We start from the raw sequence: 22192 nt of genomic DNA on the forward strand, positions 1-22192 counted from the left end.
AGGGAATTTTTGCTATATATTTACTATTTATTTGTTATAGTCATAAAAACCTTTTTTTGTCTTTCTACCTAAATGTCCACCTCTAACCATCTTCCTTAAAAGAGGATGAGCTCTATATTTTGGATCCTTAAATTCTTCATATAATACATCCATAATAGCTAAACAAACATCTAGTCCTATCAAGTCTGCTAAAGCTAATGGTCCCATTGGATGATTAGCTCCTAATTTCATAGCTTCATCTATATCTTCTGCAGCAGCAACTCCATCTCCTAATATCCCTACTGCTTCATTTATCATAGGAATCAATATTCTATTTACTACAAATCCAGGAGCCTCTTCTACTTCTACTGGAGTTTTACCTAAATCTTTTGATAGTTCCATAATAGTATCCTTTGTTTCTTCTGATGTTCCTATACCCTTTATTACCTCAACTAGTTTCATTACAGGTACTGGATTGAAAAAGTGCATGCCTATTACCTTATCTGGTCTATTGGTAGCACTTGCTATTTCAGTAATTGATAAGGATGATGTGTTGGTAGCTAATATTGTTTCTTCTTTCACAATTTCATCTAATTTTTTAAATGTTTCTTTTTTCAAATCCATATCTTCTGCTATTGCTTCTATAATTAGATCGCAATCCTTTAAATCTTCATATTTAGTGGTTATTTCCACTTTATTTAACATAGCTTCCTTGTCTTCTTTAGTAATCTTTTCCTTTTTAACTAATCTGTCTAAATTCTTATCAACAATTTTTAGGCTACCTCTAGGATCTGAAGGGTCTATATCTCTAACCCACATTATCACATCATAACCCTTTTGAATAAGTACTTGAACTATGCCTGAAGCCATAGTTCCCCTACCTAATATACCAATTGTTTTCATAATTTAACACCTCCAAATATTATTTTAATTTATAATTAGGTTTGCGTTTTTCTAAAAACGCTTTCATACCTTCTTTTTGATCTTCTGTACCAAAACATAATGCAAATAAATCTTTTTCAATGTTCATTCCAGTTTCTAAATCTGTTTCTATTCCTCTATTTATAGCTGTTTTAGCAAATCTTACTGCAATTTGCCCATTTTTTACAATTTTCTCCGCCATATCCATAGAAACTTCCATAAGTTTTTCAGCTGGAACAACTTTATTTACTAGTCCAATTTCATAAGCTTCTTTTGCATCTATCATTTCCGATGTAAATATCAATTCTTTAGCCTTTCCTATACCTACTAATCGCGCCAATCTTTGAGTGCCTGCAAATCCTGGAATTATTCCAAGTCCTACTTCTGGCTGCCCAAATTTTGCTTTTTCAGATGCTATCCTAATATCACAGCACATAGATAATTCACAACCGCCTCCTAAAGCAAATCCATTTACAGCAGCTATTACTGGCTTTTCCATTAATTCTATCTTTCTAAAAACTTTAAGCCCATTTTCTGCAAATTTTCTAGCTTCAAGTATATTCATATCTTTCATTTCACCAATATCTGCTCCTGCAACAAAAGCTCGTCCTTCCCCTGTTATTATAAGTATATGTACTTCTTCATCTGCTGCTATTATATCTACAGCCTCATTTAATTCATCTAACACATTAGAATTTAATGCGTTTAATGCATCTGGTCTATTAATGGATAATATACCTATATTGCCTTTTTTTTCAAATAGTAAATGTTCAAAATCCATATTCATCCCTCCTTTATGTTTATCTAATTCTAGATTATCAAAAAATATACAAAATTGCAATGATTTTTGTTATATTATTAACAATATTTTTTTTAATTTTCCATAAAAAATTCTACCAAAAAATTTAAATATTTTTTGGTAGAATTTAATATTTAACATATAAATTAATATCCAGGTTTACCTAAAAGCTTAAACATATTTTTTTTATACTCCTCTACTCCCGGTTGATTAAATGGATTGGCCCCTAATATATAACCACTTATAGCACAAGATTTTTCAAAAAAATATATAAGTTTACCAAAAAAATATTCATTCATTTTTGGTAATCCAATTACTAAATTAGGTACTCCTCCTTTAGTGTGAGCCATTAATGTACCTTCAAATGCTTTTTTATTCACAAAGTTTATGCTCTTTCCTGATAAAAAATTTAATCCATCTAAATTATCCTTTTCCTCTTTTATTTGTATGTCTCTTCTAGGACTTTCTACATGTATAGTAGTTTCAAATATATTTCTTTTCCCATCCTGTATCAACTGCCCTAAAGAGTGAAGATCTGTAGTAAAATTTGCTGATGCAGGATATATGCCTTTCCCATCCTTGCCCTCTGATTCTCCATACAATTGTTTCCACCATTCCATTAGATAGTACAAATTAGGCTCATAGTTTACTAATATCTCTATTTCTTTTCCTTTGCTATACAATATATTTCTAACAGCTGCATATTGATAACATATATTATCTTTTAATGTACTTACTGAATACTCCTCCATCCCATCAAAGGCACCTTCTAAAAGTTTGTCTATATTTATTCCTGAAACAGCTATTGGAAGTAATCCCACTGCTGTAAATATGGAGTACCTCCCACCTACATCATCTGGTATTACAAATGTATTATATCCTTCCTTTTCAGCTAATTTTCTTAAAGCACCTTTAGAACTATCTGTAGTTACATATATTCTTTCTTTTGCCTTTTCTTTTCCATATTTATCTTCCATATAGGATTTAAATAATCTAAAGGCTAAAGCAGGTTCTGTGGTAGTTCCAGATTTGGATATTACATTTAAACTTATGTCCTTATCTTCTATCACATCAAATAAATCAGCTATATAATTGCTACTTATGTTATTCCCAACATAATATATTTGAGGACCTGTTCTTTTATCCCTTGGTAGATGATTATAAAAATTATGATTTAAAGCTTCTATACATGCTCTAGAACCAAGATAAGAACCTCCTATGCCTATGATAATAAAAATTGAAGAATCCTTTCTAATTTTTTCAGCTGACTCCTTTATTCTTTCAAACTCCTCTTTATCATAGTCCTTAGGCAAATCTATCCATCCAGTAAATTCTTTACCTTGCCCCTTATATTCATGAAGTAGGTTATGAGAAGTAACTATAAAAGGTTCAATATAATCTATTTCATGCTCTTTAACAAAACTATTGGAATAATCAAATGTTATATTGTTCATCATCATACCTCCATTTATATTTATTATTCAATAACCTCAACAAGAACTATTGCAAAATCATCCTCTTGCTCTCCCCATCTAAACTTTTCAACTTCTTCAACTATTATATCTAATACTTGTATTTTATGTTCATTTACAACATCTACTAATCTTTCTACTCCGAACTCCTCTCCATCTATATTTCTTACTTCTGTTATACCATCCGTATAGAACAAAACCTTATCTCCTTTATTTAATTGAATTTGGTTTTCTTCATAATGTATATCATTGAATATTAGTGAAATGGGGAATCCTTTTGTTTTAATTAATGTAGTTTCATAATCATTAAATATTATAGGTATACAATTGTGACCTGCATTTGAATACTTAAATTGATTAGTCCTAATATTGTATACTCCATAAAAAATGGTGAAATATTTATCTACATCAAGGTTTAATGTAACAAATCTCTTATGAAGTTCTGTCAAAGCAGATCCTGGATTTAATATATCATCCTTTATAGCTCTCATGGTTTGCCTTACAAACATGGTCATCATAGAAGCAGTAACTCCATGCCCAACTACATCACATATATATATCCCTATATTCTCTTCATCTATATGATAAATATCAAACATATCTCCACTTAACATTTCACATGGCTTATAAAGATGATCTATTTTTAATGTTCCATATATACCTTTTTTAGGTAATATCCTTTCTTGAAGCCTTTTAGCAAATAATAAATCCTTGCTCATCTTCTTGTTTTTTTCTATAAGCTCTAATTCTAGTTTTCTCTCCCTAGTTACATCTCTAAATACCTCCACAGCAGCTATAGCTTCTCCATTCAAATCCAATACTGGAGAACTTTTAACTGAAAAATACTTACCATTAATTATCTCCTCTTTTTGAATAGTATCTTTAGTTTCGATGCTTCTTTTAGAAATACAAAATCCACATGGTTCTTTATTTACATAAACTTCATAACATTTCTTTCCTACTATATTATCCCCCAAAGATTCTTTCATAGCTTTATTTGCATACAAAATATTTCCATCATAATCTACCACTCTCACCCAATCAGCCATGCTCTCTAGAACATGAAAGTTTAATGCATTATATTCTTTTAACATCTTCCCTATAGAATCTATATGTTTTTTTCCTATCATAAAATCACCTAATAAGATTATTAAATACTTGGTTTAATAATACCATACTAGTTTTTAAAACTCAAAGTTTTTTATTGCTTTCACCTACATATAAAGTATTAAAAATAAAATATTGTTTCATCTTAACATTAACCAAGATATGTAGTATCATATATGTATAATACAATTTTATAGGAGGGATCTTATGCTTAAAAAAGATGAAAATCAAAAGAAATTTGATAGTATAAAATACAAATTTCTTATTGTAACTTTTATAATAATTTTTTTAAGTATTACAATATCTAATTTAATATTTAAAGCTATAGAAATAGATTTAAAATTAAGCCCAACACTGAGTATACTAGTTTCTGCTCTCATTAACATGGTTATAATAGGCATAGTTATATATGCTTTACTTAACAAATTAATTATAAAATCATTAGATAAACTACATATGGACATGAACAGAGTAGCTCAAGGAGATTTCTCTAAAATAGAAGAAATCAAAGAATCCAAAAAAATTCCTTACATTAGCGAATTATTAAACACAATAATAAATAATATGGCAAACATAATTAGAAAAATAAAAAAATATTCAAAGGTTTTAGCAGAAAATACTAGTAACTTATCTCATGTTATTGATGACACTACAAACTCTGTTGAAAATATTGCTATGAGCGTAGACGAAATTGCTAAAGGTTCTGAAAATACTTCTAAAAATATAACAGAATTAAGTGAAGCTATCTCTAATTTAAACATGCTATCTCAAGATACAGAAAATTATGCAAAACAAGGTACAGAATTAGCTGCATTTATGGCAAAATCTGCCGATAAAGGTACTCAAGATGTAGATGAGATAATTCATATGGTAAACCAAATAGAAGATTATACTAAAGATACCTCTAATATAATAGAAGAATTGAATAATCAAATAAAAAATATAGATAATATAGTACTCATAATAAATGAAATTGCAGAACAAACTAATCTATTAGCTTTAAATGCTGCTATTGAAGCTGCAAGGGCTGGGGATGCAGGTAGAGGATTTGCAGTAGTTGCTGAAGAAATTAGAAAGCTTGCTGATGCAACTCACTCACATTCCCAAGAAATATCATCCATTACATCAAATGTTACTAACAGCAGTAATGAAGCCGTTACTAGCATAGATAAAGTAAGTGAAGTTGTACATGAAAGTGTAAATATGGCTAATTCAACAAAACAGTCTTTTGATGATCTCTTAATGTATATAGATCAAATTAATATATCTATAATAGAAATTACAGATGCTGCAAAAGAAGTAAGAAACAACAGTGAATATATTTTAGAAAGAGCATCTGAAATATCTGCAATATCAGAAGAAACAACAGCAGCTTCTCAAACTAGTGCTGCTGCTGTAGAAAATAATCTAGCTTCAATGGAAGAAATAAATGCTGCCATAGAGGATTTATCTAATATAGCTATTGAACTTGAAAAAATGGTAGAAAATATTAAAATCTAATCTTCATATTTTACAGACACCTCTTCCTCTTCTAAAAATCTTGCCAAAGCATATATTAAATCTGAAAGTCTATTTATATATTTAATTACCAAGGGGTCTACTGTAGAGTGACCTCTTAGGGTAATTATCCTTCTCTCTGCCCTTCTGCATACAGTTCTACAAACATGAAGATATCCAGAACCTTTTCCTGAACCAGGTACTATAAATCCTGTTGGTTCCTTCAATTTCCCCATATATTCATCAATCTTATCTTCTAAATAATTAATATCCTCTTTTTTTATCCTATATTTTATTTTAGATTGATCTTCTGTAGCTAGATTACTAGCAACTATAAATAGCTTATTTTGAATTTCATGGATAATATTGTATATATCTTTATCTTCTACATAATTTTTAGCTAGTCCTAAAAATGACACTAGTTCATCAACTGTCCCATAACTTTCCACTCTTATATCATCTTTAGAAACTCTCTTATTATCAAATAAACTTGTAGTGCCTTTATCCCCTGTCTTTGTATATATACTCACATAAATCACCTCTCTTTCAATCAAGTAGTATTGTTTACTTGTACTCATATAATTATATCTAATAATATTATAAACTTAATATAATATTTTATCTAATATGTTTAGGAGGTCTTGGACCGTAATATTGATAGTAATCTACTTTAATCCTCCCATTATATAGTTTTCTTCTTCTGTCAGCTACCTTACCATATAATTTTTCAAAATCCTCATTAGATGTTAATACATATATGGAGAAAGTGTCTAGTTTTCTAAATTTATTTCCCATATCTATATATAGCTGTTCTATTTCCTTTTTCTCTCCAATCCTCTCTCCATAAGGAGGATTAGTTATAATAACTCCATATTTCTCTTGTATGTTTAAATCTCTAAAATCTGTCCTTATAAATTCTATATCTTCTTCTAAAGCTATACTTTCAGCATTTTTCTTAGCTATCTCAATTGCTTCTTTATCTATGTCTGAAGCTAATATATTTAATTTTTCACCTAACAACATTATATCCCAAGCTTCTCTTCTTGCATCTTGCCAATATTCTTTTTTAACCCTCGGCCAACCTTCTGAAGCAAAATTTCTATTCAATCCTGGAGCAATATTTTTGCCTATCATAGCTGCTTCTATAGGGATGGTTCCAGAACCACAAAATGGATCTATTAAAAACCTATTTTTATTCCAATAGCTCAATTGAACCAACGCAGCAGCTAAAGTTTCCTTTAATGGTGCTTTAACACTTTTAAGCCTATAGCCCCTTTTATGCAATCCTTCTCCTGAGGTATCTATAGTTAATGTTGCAATATCTTTCAATAGAGACACTTCAATGGTAAATTTTGCTCCAGTCTCTTCAAACCACTCCCTATGATACTTATTCTTTAATTTCTCCACTACAGCCTTTTTAACTATAGCTTGACAATCAGATATACTAAAAAGTTGAGAATTCACCGATTTACCTTCTACAGTAAACTCCCCATCTTCTGTAATCCACTCATCCCAAGGAAGCTCTTTAGTTTTCTCAAATAATTCATCAAAAGTTGTAGCCTTAAACTCTCCCATCTTTAGTAACACTCTATCGGCAGATCTTAGCCATAAATTAGTCTTTGGAATATCCCTTTCTGTGGCTTTAAAAGTTACTTTACCATTATCTACCTTTAAATCCTTATAACCTAAGTTTAATAACTCTCTTTTTACTACAGCTTCCAATCCAAAAGTAGAAGTTGCTATTAACTCTATATATTCCATTTTAATCTTCCTTTCCTTTCCCTTATTAAGTTTTTTCCATTACTAAATTATATCATTCAATTTTATCTATCAAGCTATATTATATCTGATATTGTTATCTTTTTCTTAGATTCTTATTTAAGACATAAATAGAAAGTATGTTCATATACTTTGTTTTAACATGTGTGTTTTTTTAAAAAATGGGTATATAAATAAACAGGCATAGCTTATAAAAATATAAATTAATTTAATTTATAGAAGGAGGATGTACACATGAAAAAATTAAGTTCCTTATATCAAAGTGGAGATTGGAAAGGTGAAAAACACGTTCCTGTTATTCATGCACCTGAAACAGCTAAAAAAGGTGAATTAATCGAAGTAAATGTAAATATTGGTGAAGAAATACCTCATCCTAATACTTTAGAACATCATATAGTATGGATCAAAGTTTATTTCCAACCAGAAGGAGGAAAATTCCCCGTAGAAATTGGTAATTGTGATTTTGTATCCCATGGGGAATATGATGTTTTTACTGAACCTTATGTGACATTAAAGTTTAAAGCTGAAAAATCTGGTACTATATATGCTGCTAGTTATTGTAATATTCATGGATTATGGGAAAATAGTAAGGAAATAAAAATAGAAGATTAGATAAACTCATTATTTCCCCTTGACAATCTCTCCTATATATATTAACATACATGTTAAAATGAACATAATGCTATGATGGATATAGTAGCTCTTTTATGGTTAAATACAGAGAATAGACCATACGGTGAGAGGTCTGTAACCTAATAATTGAGCGAATTACGAATCCAGAGCATCAATGGGAAACCATTGCGGCTATCACCCGTTATGTGATTAGAGGCTTTATGCGAATTAAGGTGGTACCACGGGGTGTCTTCTCGTCCTTTACAAAGAAGATGCCCCTTTTTATTTTAAATAAAATTTTTCTGTACAAATATAGGAGGGATAAAATGTCAAATGTATTTGATGTACTAAAAGAAAGAGGTTATATAGATCAAGTAACTTATGAAGACGAACTTAGAGAATTATTAGGAAATGAATCGGTTACCTTTTATGTTGGATTTGATGCTACAGCTGACAGCTTAACTTTAGGACATTTTATACAAATAATGGTTATGATGCATATGCAACAAGCTGGGCACAGACCTATTGCTCTATTGGGTGGCGGAACTACTATGGTTGGAGACCCTTCAGGAAGAACTGATATGAGAAAAATGCTTGATAAAGAAACCATAGAACATAATGCTAATAAATTCAAAGAACAATTATCTAGATTTATTGATCTTGATAATGACAAAGCTATAATAGTCAACAATGCTGATTGGCTATTAAATTTAAATTTCTTGGAATTTATGAGAGAAGTGGGAGTTCATTTTTCTGTAAATAGAATGCTTACATTTGATTGCTATAAAAATAGATTAGAACAAGGTTTAACTTTCTTTGAATTTAGTTATATGCTTATGCAAGCTTACGATTTTTTAAAGCTTTATAGAGATTATAATTGCAAGCTTCAAGTAGGAGGAAGTGACCAATGGTCTAATATCCTTGCAGGATATGAACTAATTAGAAAGCTTGAAAAAGATAAAGTATATGCTATGACCTTTAAACTATTATCTACTGCTGCTGGAACTAAAATGGGTAAAACAGCTGCTGGTACCATATGGTTAGATCCAGAAAAAACTCCTCCATATGAATTATATCAATATTTAAGAAATACAGACGATCGAGATGTAGAAAAATTCTTGAGCTTATTAACATTCCTTCCTATGGAAGAAGTAAAACGTTTAGGTTCATTAGAGGGAGCAGAAATTAATAAAGCCAAGGAAGTTCTTGCCTATGAAGTAACCAAAATGGTCCATGGTGAAGAGGAGGCAAAGAAAGCACAAAAAGCATCTAGAGCTCTATTTGAAGGTGATAAAGTAGATGAAGCTTCTATACCTTTTACTGAACTTGAAAAGGAAATATTTAAAGAAGGTATTGGTATACTAGATTTGTTGACAAAAGTAGGTCTTACTCAATCTAATAGTGAAGCACGAAGGCTTATTAAACAAGGTGGTATCTCTATAAATGATGAAAAAGCAAACGATATTTCTAAAGTCATTACTCTCGACGATTTTAAAGATGGCAAACTAATGTTGCGAAAAGGTAAAAAAGTATATCATCAAATAAGAATAAAATAATATTGATTATATAAAGGGGCTGACTCAAAATAGTTAAGTAAACTCATTTTGAGTCAGCCTCATAAATTATTAAGTCAAGTTCATCTATTAGCCCACTTTCAACCATATCTTCATAAGTATACATTTTGTAAACATGATAACCATCTTTGTCAGTAAATATGTAGTTTTCTTCTATCCATAAAATCCATTTTTCAAGATCATTTTTTATCATATTTAGAGTACTATAATCTACCTGGTTAATTAAACTTACTGAGTCTACAAATAAATTGTAATAATTATCTACCAAAGACTTAATTCTTCGTATATTATCATTTTTTGTTTTTTGACTCTTGTTATATGCATTTACATAGCTGTTTAAAGTCTGTTTAAAATTTATTGCAGTCTCTAACAAACTTCCTATATAAAGTTCGTCCTTATTAAAATAATCAGGATTACTATATTTTCTTATATCTGAAGCAATAGGGGTTAGTACTGCATAATGATCATGTAATTGGTTAGATATATATTCCTCGGTCTTTAAGTTTTGGTTGTAAGCAACTATAAAAAATATAACTAATATTATAATGATTAAAATTATAAATCGCTTTTTCATAATATAACCCCCATTAGTTTTAATATAACACCTCACATTTTTCTCATATTCCCACTATTTTTATGAGCTTTACATAAGACCACTCTTTTCTGAATTCTGACTTAAATAGCGTGTAAATAAATTAATTTATCTTTACTTTTAATTGTAGTGTAGTTATAAAACGTTGTCAATTCATTTGAAGTGCCTATTATTCAGAAATTTTCAACTTTAACACAAATACCAATATTATGTTAACCTTCCATCTATTGAGTGTTTATTTAATAAAAGTTTAATGTTATACTTTTAAAAAATAAAAGAAAGGAGGTCAGATTGAATTTAAACTTTAAGGAGGAAACAAAATGAATAAAAATAGTAAAAAAATATTGATTTCGTTAGCTACAACTATACTTTTATCAACATCTGTAGGTCAGGCTGCAAATATTAACTATAAGAACAACACCTATTATAGCCCTTATGGTCAGTATAATAGGAGAGGGTATGTCATTGCTTATAATAACTACTCCAATAACTATTTACAAAATAGATATAACAATATAATTATTAGATTAACACCTGAATATACAGATGATAGTTTGGACAAGCCTTCTAATCCTGAAACAAAATCAAGTAATCCAATTCCAGAAATCGAAGTAGAGTCTAGTACTTCGATAGAAAAAGAAGTGGTTAGACTTGTAAATATAGAAAGACAAAAAGAAGGATTAACACCTTTAATATATAGTAGTGAATTATCAAAAGTTGCTAGAATAAAATCTCAAGATATGGCAGATAAAAACTATTTCAATCATACATCTCCAACATATGGAGATCCATTCAATATGATGAAAAACTTTGGCATTAAATATAGAATAGCAGGAGAAAATATTGCCAAAGGTTATGCTAGTGCCGAATCAGTAGTCAACGGCTGGATGAATTCTTCAGGACACAGAGCAAATATACTTAACCCTAGTTTTGGTAAAATTGGAGTAGGCTATGCTGAAATCAATGGTACTACATATTGGACTCAGATGTTTACAGATTAATATTAACTTTATCTAAAAAGCCACTAATTAATTAGTGGCTTTTATTATATCAATGAAATATTTAATAACCTTTGCTGTATATCCCCATATTATATAATCTTCGTATCTGTAAAAGTATACTGAAAATTTCCCTTTATGCCAATTATAATCCTTACCATTAGGTATCAAATTGTAGGGGAAATCCTCGTTATTAACTATATGTACATCCAAATAATAAACACTAGGTTCATTATCTATAAAAAATTCCAAAGGAACTGTGAATATATGATCTACTTCATCTTTATTAGGTAGTATATTATCCACATTTACACCAAAAACTGTGGCTAAAAAAGAACGAATTTTGGAATTATAATAGGAAACTAAATAATCCAACTCACCTATTATATTTATATTTTCTTCGCCAATATTTAATTCTTCCATAGTTTCTCTAATAGCAGCTTCTTTAAAACTTTCTCCTTCTTCCACTTCTCCTCCTGGAAAGGATATCTCCCCAGGTTGTCTGCTCAAATTTTGAGATCTTACCTCAAATAACAACTCCCATCTATCATCTACCATTATCATAGGAACTAAAACTGCATACTTATGTTTTACATCCATAGGTTTCGGTACCCTATTCTTAACCTTTTGAATGATATATTCAATATCCAATATAAAATCCCCCTATTTCTATTACTATTATATAAAAATTATAATAAAACCCTAAGAATATTATTCTTAGGGTTTTAAATCAATATTACTATCTAATTGATGTAACATCTTCTGCTTGAGGACCTTTTGCACCTTCAACTATCTTGAAAGTTACAGATTCCCCTTCTTCTAAAGTTTTAAATCCTTCCTTGTTGATTTGAGAAAAGTGTACAAATACATCTTTTCCTTCTTCTGTTTGGATAAATCCAAATCCTTTTTCTGAATTAAACCATTTTACTGTACCGTTTGTCATTTTAAATACCTCCAAATTTTTATTCCCTTTAATTCCCAGAATGCTTTGAAAGAAATAAAGATTTGGAGATTATACAATCTATACTAAATCTTATTTCTTTTACCATTTTAATTACTGCATAAAAACTTAAAACAAATTGCCTTACTGATGAATTAAGGTTTCATCTTATTATAACCTTAATTTAAAAAAATAGCAACTATTTTTTTAAATTATTTTTAAAATATATTAAATAAAACTTTACCTACTTCTTTAATAATCTCATCTTTATTAAATAAAGGTAATAAATTTACCTTTTCTATTATTTTTTCTATTCCATTTCCCTTAGTGTACTCTTCTTTTAATAATTTATTTTTTATTAAATCCAATAACTCCTCATCAGTATATATATTAAATCTATCTATTTCATATATTTCAGCCAGCCTTTCAAGTAACCTATAATATATGTCCTCATAAGTTGCTTTTTTATCCATTCCTAATATATTAGATATTTTAGGAATGATAAATTCAAACAACGCTCTTCTATAAGGAATATCCTTATCGATTTTAAATATTTCTGCCATTTTTAAAACCTTATCCTCATCTAAACTCCAAAGATAATCTACAAAATAATCTTCTTTTTTTGTTCCTTCTATATAATAATTATCTCCTTTTAATCCCCTTAACGCTTTTAATCCATCATAATAACCTAATTTTAAATTTTTTCTAGCAGTATCACAATCAAAATCCAATAGCTTTCCTAAATCTTCATTAGGAGCAATAGTTATGGTGTTTAATCCCTCTAATGGTACTTTTTTTATATTGCCTATTCCGTGAGTTCTAACAAGAATTAAATCTTTATATCCTTTGTCTATTAAAAGATTTACTGGTAAATTATTATATAGTGCACCATCTAAATATATTTTTCCATCAATAATTCTTTCTCTTTTAAATATAGGAAGATAAGCACTTGCCATTAAATATTCTATTAATTTCCCCTCTGGAATATCTTCTATATAAACTTCTAGCGGTTTTAAATCTGATAAAGATACAGTTACTATTCCAAAATCTTTCCCAGAATTTCTAATTTTATGTTCATCTATAAACTCCATTAATAAATTCTTTAAAGGAGTTATATCTAACCCCTTTTCAGAGAAAACCCCTTTAATTTTTTCTGCTAATAAAATAAGATCCTCCTTTGAAAATTTACCTTCTTTTAATCTTTCTATATATTCATCATGTACATTTATTACCTTGGAATAGGAAATATTATACCACAATTCATAGGCTTTTTCATAATCCCCTTGCACCAATATAGCCCCATTTAAAGCGCCTACAGATGTTCCTGCTACTCCTCCTATTTCTATTCCTTCTTCTAAAATTGCCTTATATGCTCCAATATGATAGGCACCTTTTGCACCTCCACCTTCTAATACTAATCCATACATCCCACTCACCTCTTTCTTTTTTATATATCTTTCTCCAATTTCGATGTACAATAAGGACATCTTATAGCCTCTTTAGGTATTTCAGAAAAGCAGTACTCGCATTTTTTTGTAGTTGCAGGAGCTGGCTTCTCTAATCTTTTAAGCTTATTAATTTGTCTAACTACTAAAAACAATGAAAAGGATATGATTAAAAATTCTATAATTGTATTCAAAAATACCCCATAATTCAATGTAGCAGCACCTGCATCTTTAGCCTGTTGCAATGTAGCATATTTATTCCCATCTAGACTAATAAAAAAGTTGGTAAAATCTACTTTACCAATAAGTCCACCTATTATTGGCATTATAATATCATTTACCAATGAAGATACTATTTTCCCAAAAGCACCACCTATAATCACACCAATTGCTAAATCTACAACATTTCCCTTTATCGCAAATTCCTTAAATTCTTTATACATCTAATCTCCCTCCATTAAATCAACAAACATCTACCTTAGGCAGATGTTCATCAACATAATTTTATTTTTAGTTATTGTTATTCCCATCATAAAATATTTGATCTAATACTATTACAATTGCCAATATGAAAGCGTGATCTACCAAGTCGGATATCTCTACAGAGTAAGTATCAGAAAAAGATAACCACTTTTTGTTTATCCAAGCTACAGATTTCCCATCCTTTAATATATCAAAATCATGATGTAATATATCTCCTTTCAATGTAAAATTACCATAAGAACTTTCTATTATAAAACTAGGTTTTAAAAAAGTAATTTTCTTTTTCACTTTTCCAACTAAATGACCTTTTTGATATATATTATATTCTGGTAATAATTTAAAAAGCTTTTGCTCTATATAAACAAGCTCTTCTCCATCCAAATCATATATACATAATTTATTCCCTAAAGATAGAAGCTTCCCTACTACTTCATAGCGAGGATAACCTTCCTCGTCTTCAATTATAAACTTATCTGTAAGGGTAAATATTCTTTCTTTAATTATATATTTCATATACTCGCCTCTACTTTTAAATATTAATGCTATAATAATATTATATTATATGTGAAATATTTTATCTACAGAATATAATTAAATCTAATCAATATATTTCAGGAGGTTCGAATATGGAAAGACGAGATAAAACCAATTACTATTTGGATATTGCTGAAACAGTCTCAAAAAGAGGCACTTGTATAAGAAGAAATTTTGGTGCTATAATTGTTAAAAATGATGAGATAATTTCCACTGGTTATACAGGAGCACCTAGAGGAAGAAAAAACTGTTCTGATTTAGGTTTTTGCAAAAGAGAACAATTAAATGTACCTCGAGGTACTAGATATGAGTTATGTAGATCTGTTCATGCTGAAGCTAATTGCATCATATCCGCAGCCCGTAGAGATATGATTGATAGTACCCTTTATTTAGTTGGAATAGATGTAAAAACTGGTGCATTAGTACCAAATGCCAATTCCTGCTCCATGTGTAAACGATTAATTATAAATGCAGGTATTAAAAAGGTAATTATAAGGGACACTGAAAATGATTATAGGGTAATATATGTAAAAGATTGGGTAATAGATGATGACTCATTAAATGATGAATTTGGATATTAAAACACCCATTCTTGGGTGTTTTAATCCTCTATACCTAAAGAAGCTTTTGCTAATTTATCAGCCTCTTCATTATATTTATCCCCACTATGAGCTTTCACTTTAATAAATTTTACCTTCAATATATCTTTTATAGAATCATAATATTCCTTGTATTTTTGGGTACCATATTTATTAGTTTTCCACTCCCCTTTAGCCCATTTTTCTATTCCTTCATAATCATAATGTAAATATAGTACATCCTTGTTCATATTGATAGCCTCTTTCATAGCCACCATAGCCCCACGTATCTCTCCTGCTACATTTCTCATAGCCACCAAATTTTTATCATCTTCTTTTTGAGAATAAGTAAATTTACCTTCTGTTGTAAATAAAATAACACCATAAGAATAAATCTTATTTGTGGCATCAAAACTTCCATCTACATAGGCTATTGCCTCATTTTCTTTTATAGAAGACATATCTTTTTCTTCTACGTTTCTCTCTATATTATAAACAAAATTTTCAGCTTCTTCATAAGTGGGAAACTTCTTATACACAGCACCAGAATATCCTTTTACTTGGGCTTCGCATTCTCCCCAAGTTTCATAAACTCCAATTTCTCTACCTTTTTTTACTCCATAATAATACTTAGCCATAATTCACCTCACTAAATTGAAAATTATTCTAATCTACTATAGTATATCAATATTAAAGAAACCTGGCTAGCCAGGTTTCTTTAATATTTAAATTAGCCTAATTCTCCTATTATAGCTTTTACAAAGGCAACTAAATCTTTAGGCGTTCTTGAAGTTATTAAATTCCCATCCACAACTACTTCCTCATCTATATACTTAGCTCCTGCATTAATTAAATCGTCCTTTATAGAGTAGAAGGCAGTCACTTTTTTATCCTTTAAATCACAGCAAGAAGCCATCATCCAGGGTCCATGGCATATTGCTGCTATAGGCTTTCCTAATCTGTCCATCTCCTTTACAAAGTTGATAGTATCCATACTTCTTCTCATGTAATCAGGAGAATATCCTCCAGGAATCACTACAGCGTCATAATCCTCTGCTTTTACTTCTTTAGAAGAATGGGTACTCTTCTCTGTAAGATTACTTTTCCCAATATATACCTTGTCCTTTTCCGTCCCTACTAAATGAACCTCATAACCTTCTTCCATCAATCGATAATAGGGATATAAAAGCTCCCTTTCATCAAATAGGTTTTCAATTAGTATAGCTACTCTCTTCATATATATATTCCCTCCTTACAATTAACTTTTTTATCATCAACCCCTATATTTAGGGTATTAATATGTATATACCCTAATATTTGAAAATATATAGATTATTATACAATATAAATCTATTTGATATAACCTTAATCTCTAATACTGGAACTCCTGTAGAAAATGAATAAGGGTTTTTTAAATCTCCATATAAATTTTAATTATATCTTGCTAGGATATAAATATATACAAAAGAATAAATTAATAAATTTAGTAGATATAAAAAGAGGATATTGATCAATATCCTCTTTTTATATCTTTCTGTTTTTATGGTGGAGCTTAGGGGATTCGAACCCCTGATCTCCTGACTGCCAGTCAGGCGCGATCCCAACTTCGCCAAAGCCCCGTCCATAAAATAATACTATATTTTTACTCTTTGGTCAAGATGGTTTTAATATCTAAATATTGCTGCTACTCCAGTATTACTTGGCATTCTCTCCTTTGGAAGCACTACTACTTCTCCTCTATTCCTAAATACTATCTCTGCTAAATCATCTAATATATCATCAAAATCTGGATGTTCTAAATCCCCTTTTTCTAACTTCCCATTTAAAGGATTTACTTTACCAGGAATTATCCTATCAGCTTCTATCAATATGGTATCAATGTTATTTTCAAAAGCAGCTCTTGCCACTTGAGCTAAATCATCAGAACCTAAAAATTTTGACCTTGCTAGCTCATACCTTTCTACTAATTTTTTAGTCTTTTCTAAATATAGAGGTTCTATCTTTTCCCATACATTTTCTTTCAATTCATCAATAGTAAAAGCATTATGTGCAGTTTTGATCCCTTCTTCCATTAAATATGGATTATGGCTAATATTTTTAAATAAACTATGGTATTCAGGTAAAGCCACTAATATCAATGGTAATCCAGTAGGCTTAGAATAATTTTCTAATACAAATCTATCTACATATCTAAAAAATCTTTCAATATCCTTATCTATTTCTTCTTTTCTACTTCCATGTCCATGAAATATTCCAGATCCTGTACCTCCATAAGTGCCAGTAGTTATATAAGATTCTGTATAATCCTCTCCTAATACTTCTTTCGCAGTTCGTGGAACATCAGGATCTAATTCCACCTCTTCAAATCCATATCTATTTCCTTCATATAAAGTAAATTCATTTCTATTCAATCCTAATATATGATAACGATCTGCAGATTGAAAAATTCTTATTAATGGTTTTATATGAAAACTATCCGCAACTACTGCCAATTCCTTTACTGGTCTTTGTAAATTATATATTACACATTTTCCTTCAGCAGCAAGTATAGCTAGTCCATCATAGGTATGATTCCAAAATATCCTCTCCTCTGCTAGAGCATAAAAGGGCTTCATGATAGATTTAATTTCTTTCTTAGGATACTTTTGTTTTAATGAATTTTCAATATCTTGAACTAGATTTTTATACCTAATAAGATCCTGTTTGTTTTCAGGTCTGTGACGATGGGTAGGTTGGTAAAGAGAAATAAAGGGTGGCTCTTTAGCCTTAAGTATTTCATTAGGGAAATCATTTACAATTTCATACAACACAGTTATCCCTCCATTTTCATTCTTCAAAGCTTATTATTAAATATACCCAATATATAGATTAGAAAACTATATATGCAACATTTAACCTTTTTTAGCAAAAATCCTTCTATCTTCTATAATGATACTAATTTAAACAAGGGTTCTCCCAAGAAGTATTTCTTAGAAGAACCCTTGTTTCCAAGTTTATTTTATTATAGTAGTACTTAAACCTTCTCTTAATACAGAACCTTTCTTCTTTTTCTTCTCATCTAGTTTTGGGCATTCGTAATCCCAGTGTATTTTCCCTTTCTCTACACATCTATCATAATCATCCAGTATCTCTTTCACATCTTTAGATAAGAAAAATAAAGCTATAATATTGGGAACAGCCATAATACCCATAAACATATCTGCTAATTGCCATGCAAAATCGGCATCTATCATAGTACCTAATATTAAAGCTATTAAAGCAATAGTTTTAAAAATATTTATAGTTCTTGGCTTAGAATTAAATACAAATTTTACGTTTGCTTCAGCGAAGAAATACCATCCCACTATTGTAGTAAGAGCAAAAAATGATAGACATACGGATAAAAACATTCCACCTAAGGAACCAAATCCAACAGCAAAACTATTTTGTGTCATCACAGTAGCACCTTTAGCCATTTCTGCTGCAGATATATTTGTATTATAAGCTCCTGATGTAATATTGACCATAACTGTGGATAAACATATTAAGAATGTTGATATAAATACCCCTATCATTGCAGTAAAACCTTGTTCAGCAGGATGTGGAACATCTGCTACTGCATGAGAATGAGGAGTAGAACCCATACCAGCTTCGTTTGAAAAAAGTCCTCTTGCTAGACCAAATCTTACAGTCTGTTGAACAGTTATCCCTAATACACCTCCACCAATAGCTTCTGGTGAAAAAGCTCCTATAAGGATAAGTTTTATCGCAGGAATAAAATTTTCAATATTCATAATCACTATTACTATACTTCCCAAAATATATAATCCAGCCATGGCAGGTACTACTTTTTCAGAAAAAGAAGCTATCTTTTCCATACCTCCCACTAGTATTCTAAATACTACTATGGTAAGTACTATAGTAATAGCAAATACAGGTATTCCAAAAGCATCATTTACAGAACCTGCTACTGAATTAGATTGAACCATAATACCTACTATACCCAATGCTATTATACATGTTATAGCAAAGAACATAGCTAAGCCTTTAGACTTCAATCCATTTTTTATATAATAAGCAGGTCCACCAGTTACTTCTCCTTCTTTTACATCTCTATACTTTTGTGCTAACACTGATTCACTAAATATGGTTGCCATTCCAAAAAATGCAGATACTATCATCCAAAACGCAGCTCCTGGCCCTCCTGAAGCTATAGCAGTAGCCACACCCACTATATTTCCTGTACCAACTTGTGCTGCTACTGCAGTAGATAAAGCCTGGAAAGGGGACATTTTCCCTTCTTCAACTGGTTTCTTCTTTATTATATCTATAATCATCTTTTTTAATGCTGGAAATACTCTAGTAAATTGTAAAAATTTAAGCTTAACTGTCATAAAAATCCCAATACCTATAAGACCAAATATCAATATATAATCCCATAGAATAGTATTTATAAAATTCACTATTTCCTTAAGATAGCCCATAAAATTACCCTCCTAATTATAATGGATTTTAATCCTTAATTAAATTTCATTATAATGGGCTATATTCAAATAGTTTCAAAAGGTTTCGAAAAGGTAAAAAAATAGTTAGATAAGTTTAAATACCCATCTAACTATAATCTCTTACCATAATAAACTATGCCATCTAAAAATTTTTTAATATTTACTCTCCCCCGTTTTTTAGTCTTTCCTCTAATATAATCCATCTCTATCTTTACTTGTTCAAAATTATATAGTCCATTGGAATACTCAACAAATATTTCATTGATATTGTCTTCTATTCCAATATTAGCTAAATTTATCAAGCCAACAGTAGCAGTTCTTCTTATTCTTTGCTCCATAGTTTTTGGATTATCTGTAAAACGACTACAAAGCTCCTTTATTGTAAAATTAGAAGTAGTTTGATTTGTTTCGATTAAATATTTAGCTATATCAATAATATCCTGGCTACCTACTTCTCCAGCGACCCCTATTTTCCGCATAACCTGCTTTACTCCTTCTATATAATTATCAATTTCTTCTTTTTCCTTAGATTTTATTTCATGCCCATTTGATTCTTCAGAAAATAAGCTTTGAATTGTGTCTAGTTTTTGTTTCATGTTCATTTTCTCTTTAACTTTTTTAATTACAGTTTCAACTTCAATAGCATTAATAGGTTTTGAAATGTAATATTCTATGCCACTTTCATAAGCTTTAGCTATCATATCCTTAGAAGATACTTGAGATATCATGATGTATTGGATATTAGGTTCTAAAGCCTTTACCTTTCTAGTTAAACTAATACCGTCCATGCCAGGCATCAATAAATCTACTAAAACAATATCCGGTTTTAACAAAAGTATCTCCTCTAAACCTTTTTTCCCATCATTAGACTTCCCAACAATTTGTCCTAAATTTTTATCCTCTATTATCCTCTCTAAAATATTGATAATATTATCATCATCTTCTACTATATACATTTTCATATTTCATCAACCTCCAAAGATGTTTTTGGTATGTTTATATATATTGTAGTCCCTTTACCTTTTGTCGACTCTACCTTTACTTTACCCTCTAATTCTTCTTCAACTATATATTTCACCATAGATAATCCTAAACCTCTATTGATTTCACCAGTATCATAGTTTATTTTAGTTGAAAATCCTGGGGAAAAAATACGTTTTAATCCTTCTTCATCTATACCTACTCCATCATCAGATACTATAAAAGTATGCTGTTCTGGATATGCCTTATGGATAATACTAATATTTCCAGCATCTGAAATAGCATCTATGCTATTCATAACTAAATTACGAAAAACAGACATAAGATAATAATGCTTTGAAGTATAAAAATTTTTATCTATAGAAACCTCTAACTTTATATCTTTTCCTATACGTTTTATTTCTTTTTTCATGGTTTCAACTAAAATATTTACAATATCCTTAAAGCTCATCTCTTGATCTTTAAGATCCTTTTGAGTAATCTCTTTTATTCCTCTAATGGCTAAACTATTTTCCTTTTTAATTTCATGAATATCACGAGCAATATTTACTGCTCTCTCGCTCCAACTTTCCTTATCTTTATTTTGATTTATCAGCTCAAACAATTCATATGAATTAGCCATTACCTTTTCAATACTATCTGAATTTTTTTCCATCCAATACATTTCCGTTTTTAATTGAGAAGTTAACCATAATAATTTCTTATATCTATTTTCATGTTCTTCTTTTCTAAGTAACATTTCATAATGTTTAAGTAGGTTTAATATTAACCAAGCTATTCCTGAACGCACTATAGCCACTAAAATTAATGTAGAAATTATTTCCCAGGGAAAAGAAGTAGAACTTATAATACTTCTTATAAATAACTCTATAATATTAGCCCCAAAATCGCTAATAAATAAAATAAAAAATAAACTATTCAGATTTTTCTTGTCATATCTATTTGTAAGTAAATGATATATAATACCATAAAAAGTATAAAATAATATTTCTATCTGAAAAGACAATATTGCACTATTAAAGTTTCCAACTGTAATATAATACATAATTGCTCTAAATAAATTTACTATTATACCTGATAATATCCCCGTTGGGATAGGTTTTAAATCCTCATAATAAAAAAGAAATATTACATAAAATATAATACCAGCCGACACTCTAAAATTACTACTCATAAGCCCAATGCTAATTTGAGATGCTAGTGCAACCATTATAGATACAAAAAACATTCTCTTCATGATTTTTCCTCCCTTTGAAGCCATATATAAGTTGATTATATATTACATTATAACCATAAACTATTTTTCATTAATTTTATTTTACTAGACCAAAGGGTATTTTTGCAAATAAATTAGAAAACAAAAACAGTTCCTTAGTACTAGTTCTATATTAAAAATTTGATTTTCATAAAGGATTTT

General features: G+C 29.6%; 23 protein-coding genes and 1 tRNA gene. 5 read left to right on the forward strand and 19 right to left on the reverse strand.

Annotated features, from left to right (window positions below):
* Positions 1-27: 27 nt before the first annotated feature.
* The 4 genes from JL105_RS09965 to JL105_RS09980 form a co-directional block, all read right to left on the reverse strand.
* Positions 28-882: a 3-hydroxybutyryl-CoA dehydrogenase gene (locus JL105_RS09965; RefSeq protein ID WP_132028267.1), complete on the reverse strand. Its 855-nt coding sequence runs from the start codon at positions 880-882 to the stop codon at positions 28-30.
* 19 nt (positions 883-901) lie between these two features.
* Entirely contained in the window at positions 902-1681 is a 780-nt protein-coding gene (locus tag JL105_RS09970; protein ID WP_132028264.1) for a short-chain-enoyl-CoA hydratase, read from the reverse strand.
* A gap of 164 nt (positions 1682-1845) precedes the next feature.
* Entirely contained in the window at positions 1846-3153 is a 1308-nt protein-coding gene (locus tag JL105_RS09975; protein WP_132028261.1) for a glucose-6-phosphate isomerase, read from the reverse strand.
* 23 nt (positions 3154-3176) lie between these two features.
* Positions 3177-4301 carry a SpoIIE family protein phosphatase gene (locus JL105_RS09980; protein ID WP_132028258.1) on the reverse strand — a complete coding sequence of 375 codons (1125 nt, stop codon included), beginning with the start codon at positions 4299-4301 and terminating at the stop codon, positions 3177-3179.
* Between the two features lie 184 nt (positions 4302-4485).
* Here JL105_RS09980 and JL105_RS09985 point away from each other — a divergent pair, with 184 nt between their 5' ends.
* Positions 4486-5778: a methyl-accepting chemotaxis protein gene (locus JL105_RS09985; RefSeq protein WP_132028255.1), complete on the forward strand. Its 1293-nt coding sequence runs from the start codon at positions 4486-4488 to the stop codon at positions 5776-5778.
* On the opposite strand, the gene JL105_RS09990 is transcribed toward JL105_RS09985, so the two are convergent.
* Together JL105_RS09990 and JL105_RS09995 are read right to left on the reverse strand one after the other, a co-directional pair.
* A complete protein-coding gene (locus JL105_RS09990) occupies positions 5775-6305 on the reverse strand; it encodes a cob(I)yrinic acid a,c-diamide adenosyltransferase (protein ID WP_132028252.1) in 531 nt (176 codons plus the stop codon). The genes JL105_RS09985 and JL105_RS09990 overlap by 4 nt on opposite strands.
* An 88-nt stretch (positions 6306-6393) precedes the next feature.
* A complete protein-coding gene (locus JL105_RS09995) occupies positions 6394-7536 on the reverse strand; it encodes a THUMP domain-containing class I SAM-dependent RNA methyltransferase (protein WP_132028249.1) in 1143 nt (380 codons plus the stop codon).
* Between the two features lie 252 nt (positions 7537-7788).
* Between JL105_RS09995 and JL105_RS10000 the strand changes: the two genes are divergently transcribed.
* Both JL105_RS10000 and tyrS read left to right on the forward strand, forming a co-directional pair.
* On the forward strand, positions 7789-8166 hold the full coding sequence (locus JL105_RS10000) for a class II SORL domain-containing protein (protein WP_132028246.1): 378 nt from the start codon (positions 7789-7791) through the stop codon (positions 8164-8166).
* 326 nt (positions 8167-8492) lie between these two features.
* Positions 8493-9722 carry a tyrosine--tRNA ligase gene (tyrS, locus tag JL105_RS10005; RefSeq protein ID WP_132028243.1) on the forward strand — a complete coding sequence of 410 codons (1230 nt, stop codon included), beginning with the start codon at positions 8493-8495 and terminating at the stop codon, positions 9720-9722.
* A gap of 43 nt (positions 9723-9765) precedes the next feature.
* Here tyrS and JL105_RS10010 read toward each other — a convergent pair whose 3' ends face one another.
* Positions 9766-10314: a hypothetical protein gene (locus JL105_RS10010; RefSeq protein ID WP_132028240.1), complete on the reverse strand. Its 549-nt coding sequence runs from the start codon at positions 10312-10314 to the stop codon at positions 9766-9768.
* A gap of 338 nt (positions 10315-10652) precedes the next feature.
* On the opposite strand from JL105_RS10010, the gene JL105_RS10015 reads away from it, so the two are divergent.
* Positions 10653-11333, forward strand: coding sequence for a CAP domain-containing protein (locus JL105_RS10015; RefSeq protein ID WP_132028237.1), 681 nt, complete (start codon positions 10653-10655; stop codon positions 11331-11333).
* A 27-nt stretch (positions 11334-11360) separates the two neighbouring features.
* Here the strand turns inward: JL105_RS10015 and JL105_RS10020 are convergent, their stop codons facing one another.
* The 5 genes from JL105_RS10020 to JL105_RS10040 all read right to left on the reverse strand — a co-directional run bounded on the left by JL105_RS10020 (position 11361) and on the right by JL105_RS10040 (position 14711).
* On the reverse strand, positions 11361-11981 hold the full coding sequence (locus tag JL105_RS10020; RefSeq protein ID WP_132028234.1) for an NUDIX hydrolase: 621 nt from the start codon (positions 11979-11981) through the stop codon (positions 11361-11363).
* Positions 11982-12069: 88 nt separating this feature from the next.
* On the reverse strand, positions 12070-12273 hold the full coding sequence (locus tag JL105_RS10025) for a cold-shock protein (RefSeq protein WP_132028231.1): 204 nt from the start codon (positions 12271-12273) through the stop codon (positions 12070-12072).
* 215 nt (positions 12274-12488) lie between these two features.
* A complete protein-coding gene (locus JL105_RS10030) occupies positions 12489-13757 on the reverse strand; it encodes a patatin-like phospholipase family protein (protein WP_202690508.1) in 1269 nt (422 codons plus the stop codon).
* Positions 13718-14158, reverse strand: coding sequence for a large conductance mechanosensitive channel protein MscL (gene mscL / locus JL105_RS10035; RefSeq protein WP_132028228.1), 441 nt, complete (start codon positions 14156-14158; stop codon positions 13718-13720). The genes JL105_RS10030 and mscL overlap by 40 nt, the downstream gene beginning before the upstream one ends.
* A gap of 67 nt (positions 14159-14225) precedes the next feature.
* Positions 14226-14711: an LURP-one-related/scramblase family protein gene (locus JL105_RS10040; protein ID WP_132028225.1), complete on the reverse strand. Its 486-nt coding sequence runs from the start codon at positions 14709-14711 to the stop codon at positions 14226-14228.
* 113 nt (positions 14712-14824) lie between these two features.
* Here JL105_RS10040 and JL105_RS10045 point away from each other — a divergent pair, with 113 nt between their 5' ends.
* Positions 14825-15313 (forward strand): deoxycytidylate deaminase, encoded by a 489-nt coding sequence (locus JL105_RS10045; protein WP_132028222.1) that lies wholly within the window; start codon positions 14825-14827, stop codon positions 15311-15313.
* Positions 15314-15333: 20 nt separating this feature from the next.
* Here the strand turns inward: JL105_RS10045 and JL105_RS10050 are convergent, their stop codons facing one another.
* The 7 genes from JL105_RS10050 to JL105_RS10080 form a co-directional block, all read right to left on the reverse strand.
* On the reverse strand, positions 15334-15948 hold the full coding sequence (locus JL105_RS10050; RefSeq protein ID WP_132028219.1) for a ribonuclease H1 domain-containing protein: 615 nt from the start codon (positions 15946-15948) through the stop codon (positions 15334-15336).
* A gap of 92 nt (positions 15949-16040) precedes the next feature.
* Positions 16041-16547 (reverse strand): type 1 glutamine amidotransferase domain-containing protein, encoded by a 507-nt coding sequence (locus JL105_RS10055; RefSeq protein WP_132028216.1) that lies wholly within the window; start codon positions 16545-16547, stop codon positions 16041-16043.
* Between the two features lie 306 nt (positions 16548-16853).
* A tRNA-Ala gene (locus tag JL105_RS10060) sits at positions 16854-16929 on the reverse strand.
* 45 nt (positions 16930-16974) lie between these two features.
* The gene (locus tag JL105_RS10065; RefSeq protein WP_158280028.1) at positions 16975-18120 is read right to left on the reverse strand and encodes a baeRF3 domain-containing protein; all 1146 of its coding nucleotides are present in this window, start codon (positions 18118-18120) and stop codon (positions 16975-16977) included.
* Between the two features lie 183 nt (positions 18121-18303).
* The gene (locus JL105_RS10070; protein ID WP_132028213.1) at positions 18304-19773 is read right to left on the reverse strand and encodes an alanine/glycine:cation symporter family protein; all 1470 of its coding nucleotides are present in this window, start codon (positions 19771-19773) and stop codon (positions 18304-18306) included.
* A gap of 131 nt (positions 19774-19904) precedes the next feature.
* Positions 19905-20756, reverse strand: coding sequence for a DNA-binding domain-containing protein (locus tag JL105_RS10075; protein WP_132028210.1), 852 nt, complete (start codon positions 20754-20756; stop codon positions 19905-19907).
* The gene (locus JL105_RS10080) at positions 20753-22012 is read right to left on the reverse strand and encodes an ATP-binding protein (protein WP_202690509.1); all 1260 of its coding nucleotides are present in this window, start codon (positions 22010-22012) and stop codon (positions 20753-20755) included. Before JL105_RS10080 ends, JL105_RS10075 begins: the two co-directional genes overlap by 4 nt.
* Positions 22013-22192: the final 180 nt, after the last annotated feature.

Origin of the sequence: Keratinibaculum paraultunense, from assembly GCF_016767175.1 — a bacterium.
GTDB lineage: Bacteria > Bacillota > Clostridia > Tissierellales > Tepidimicrobiaceae > Keratinibaculum > Keratinibaculum paraultunense.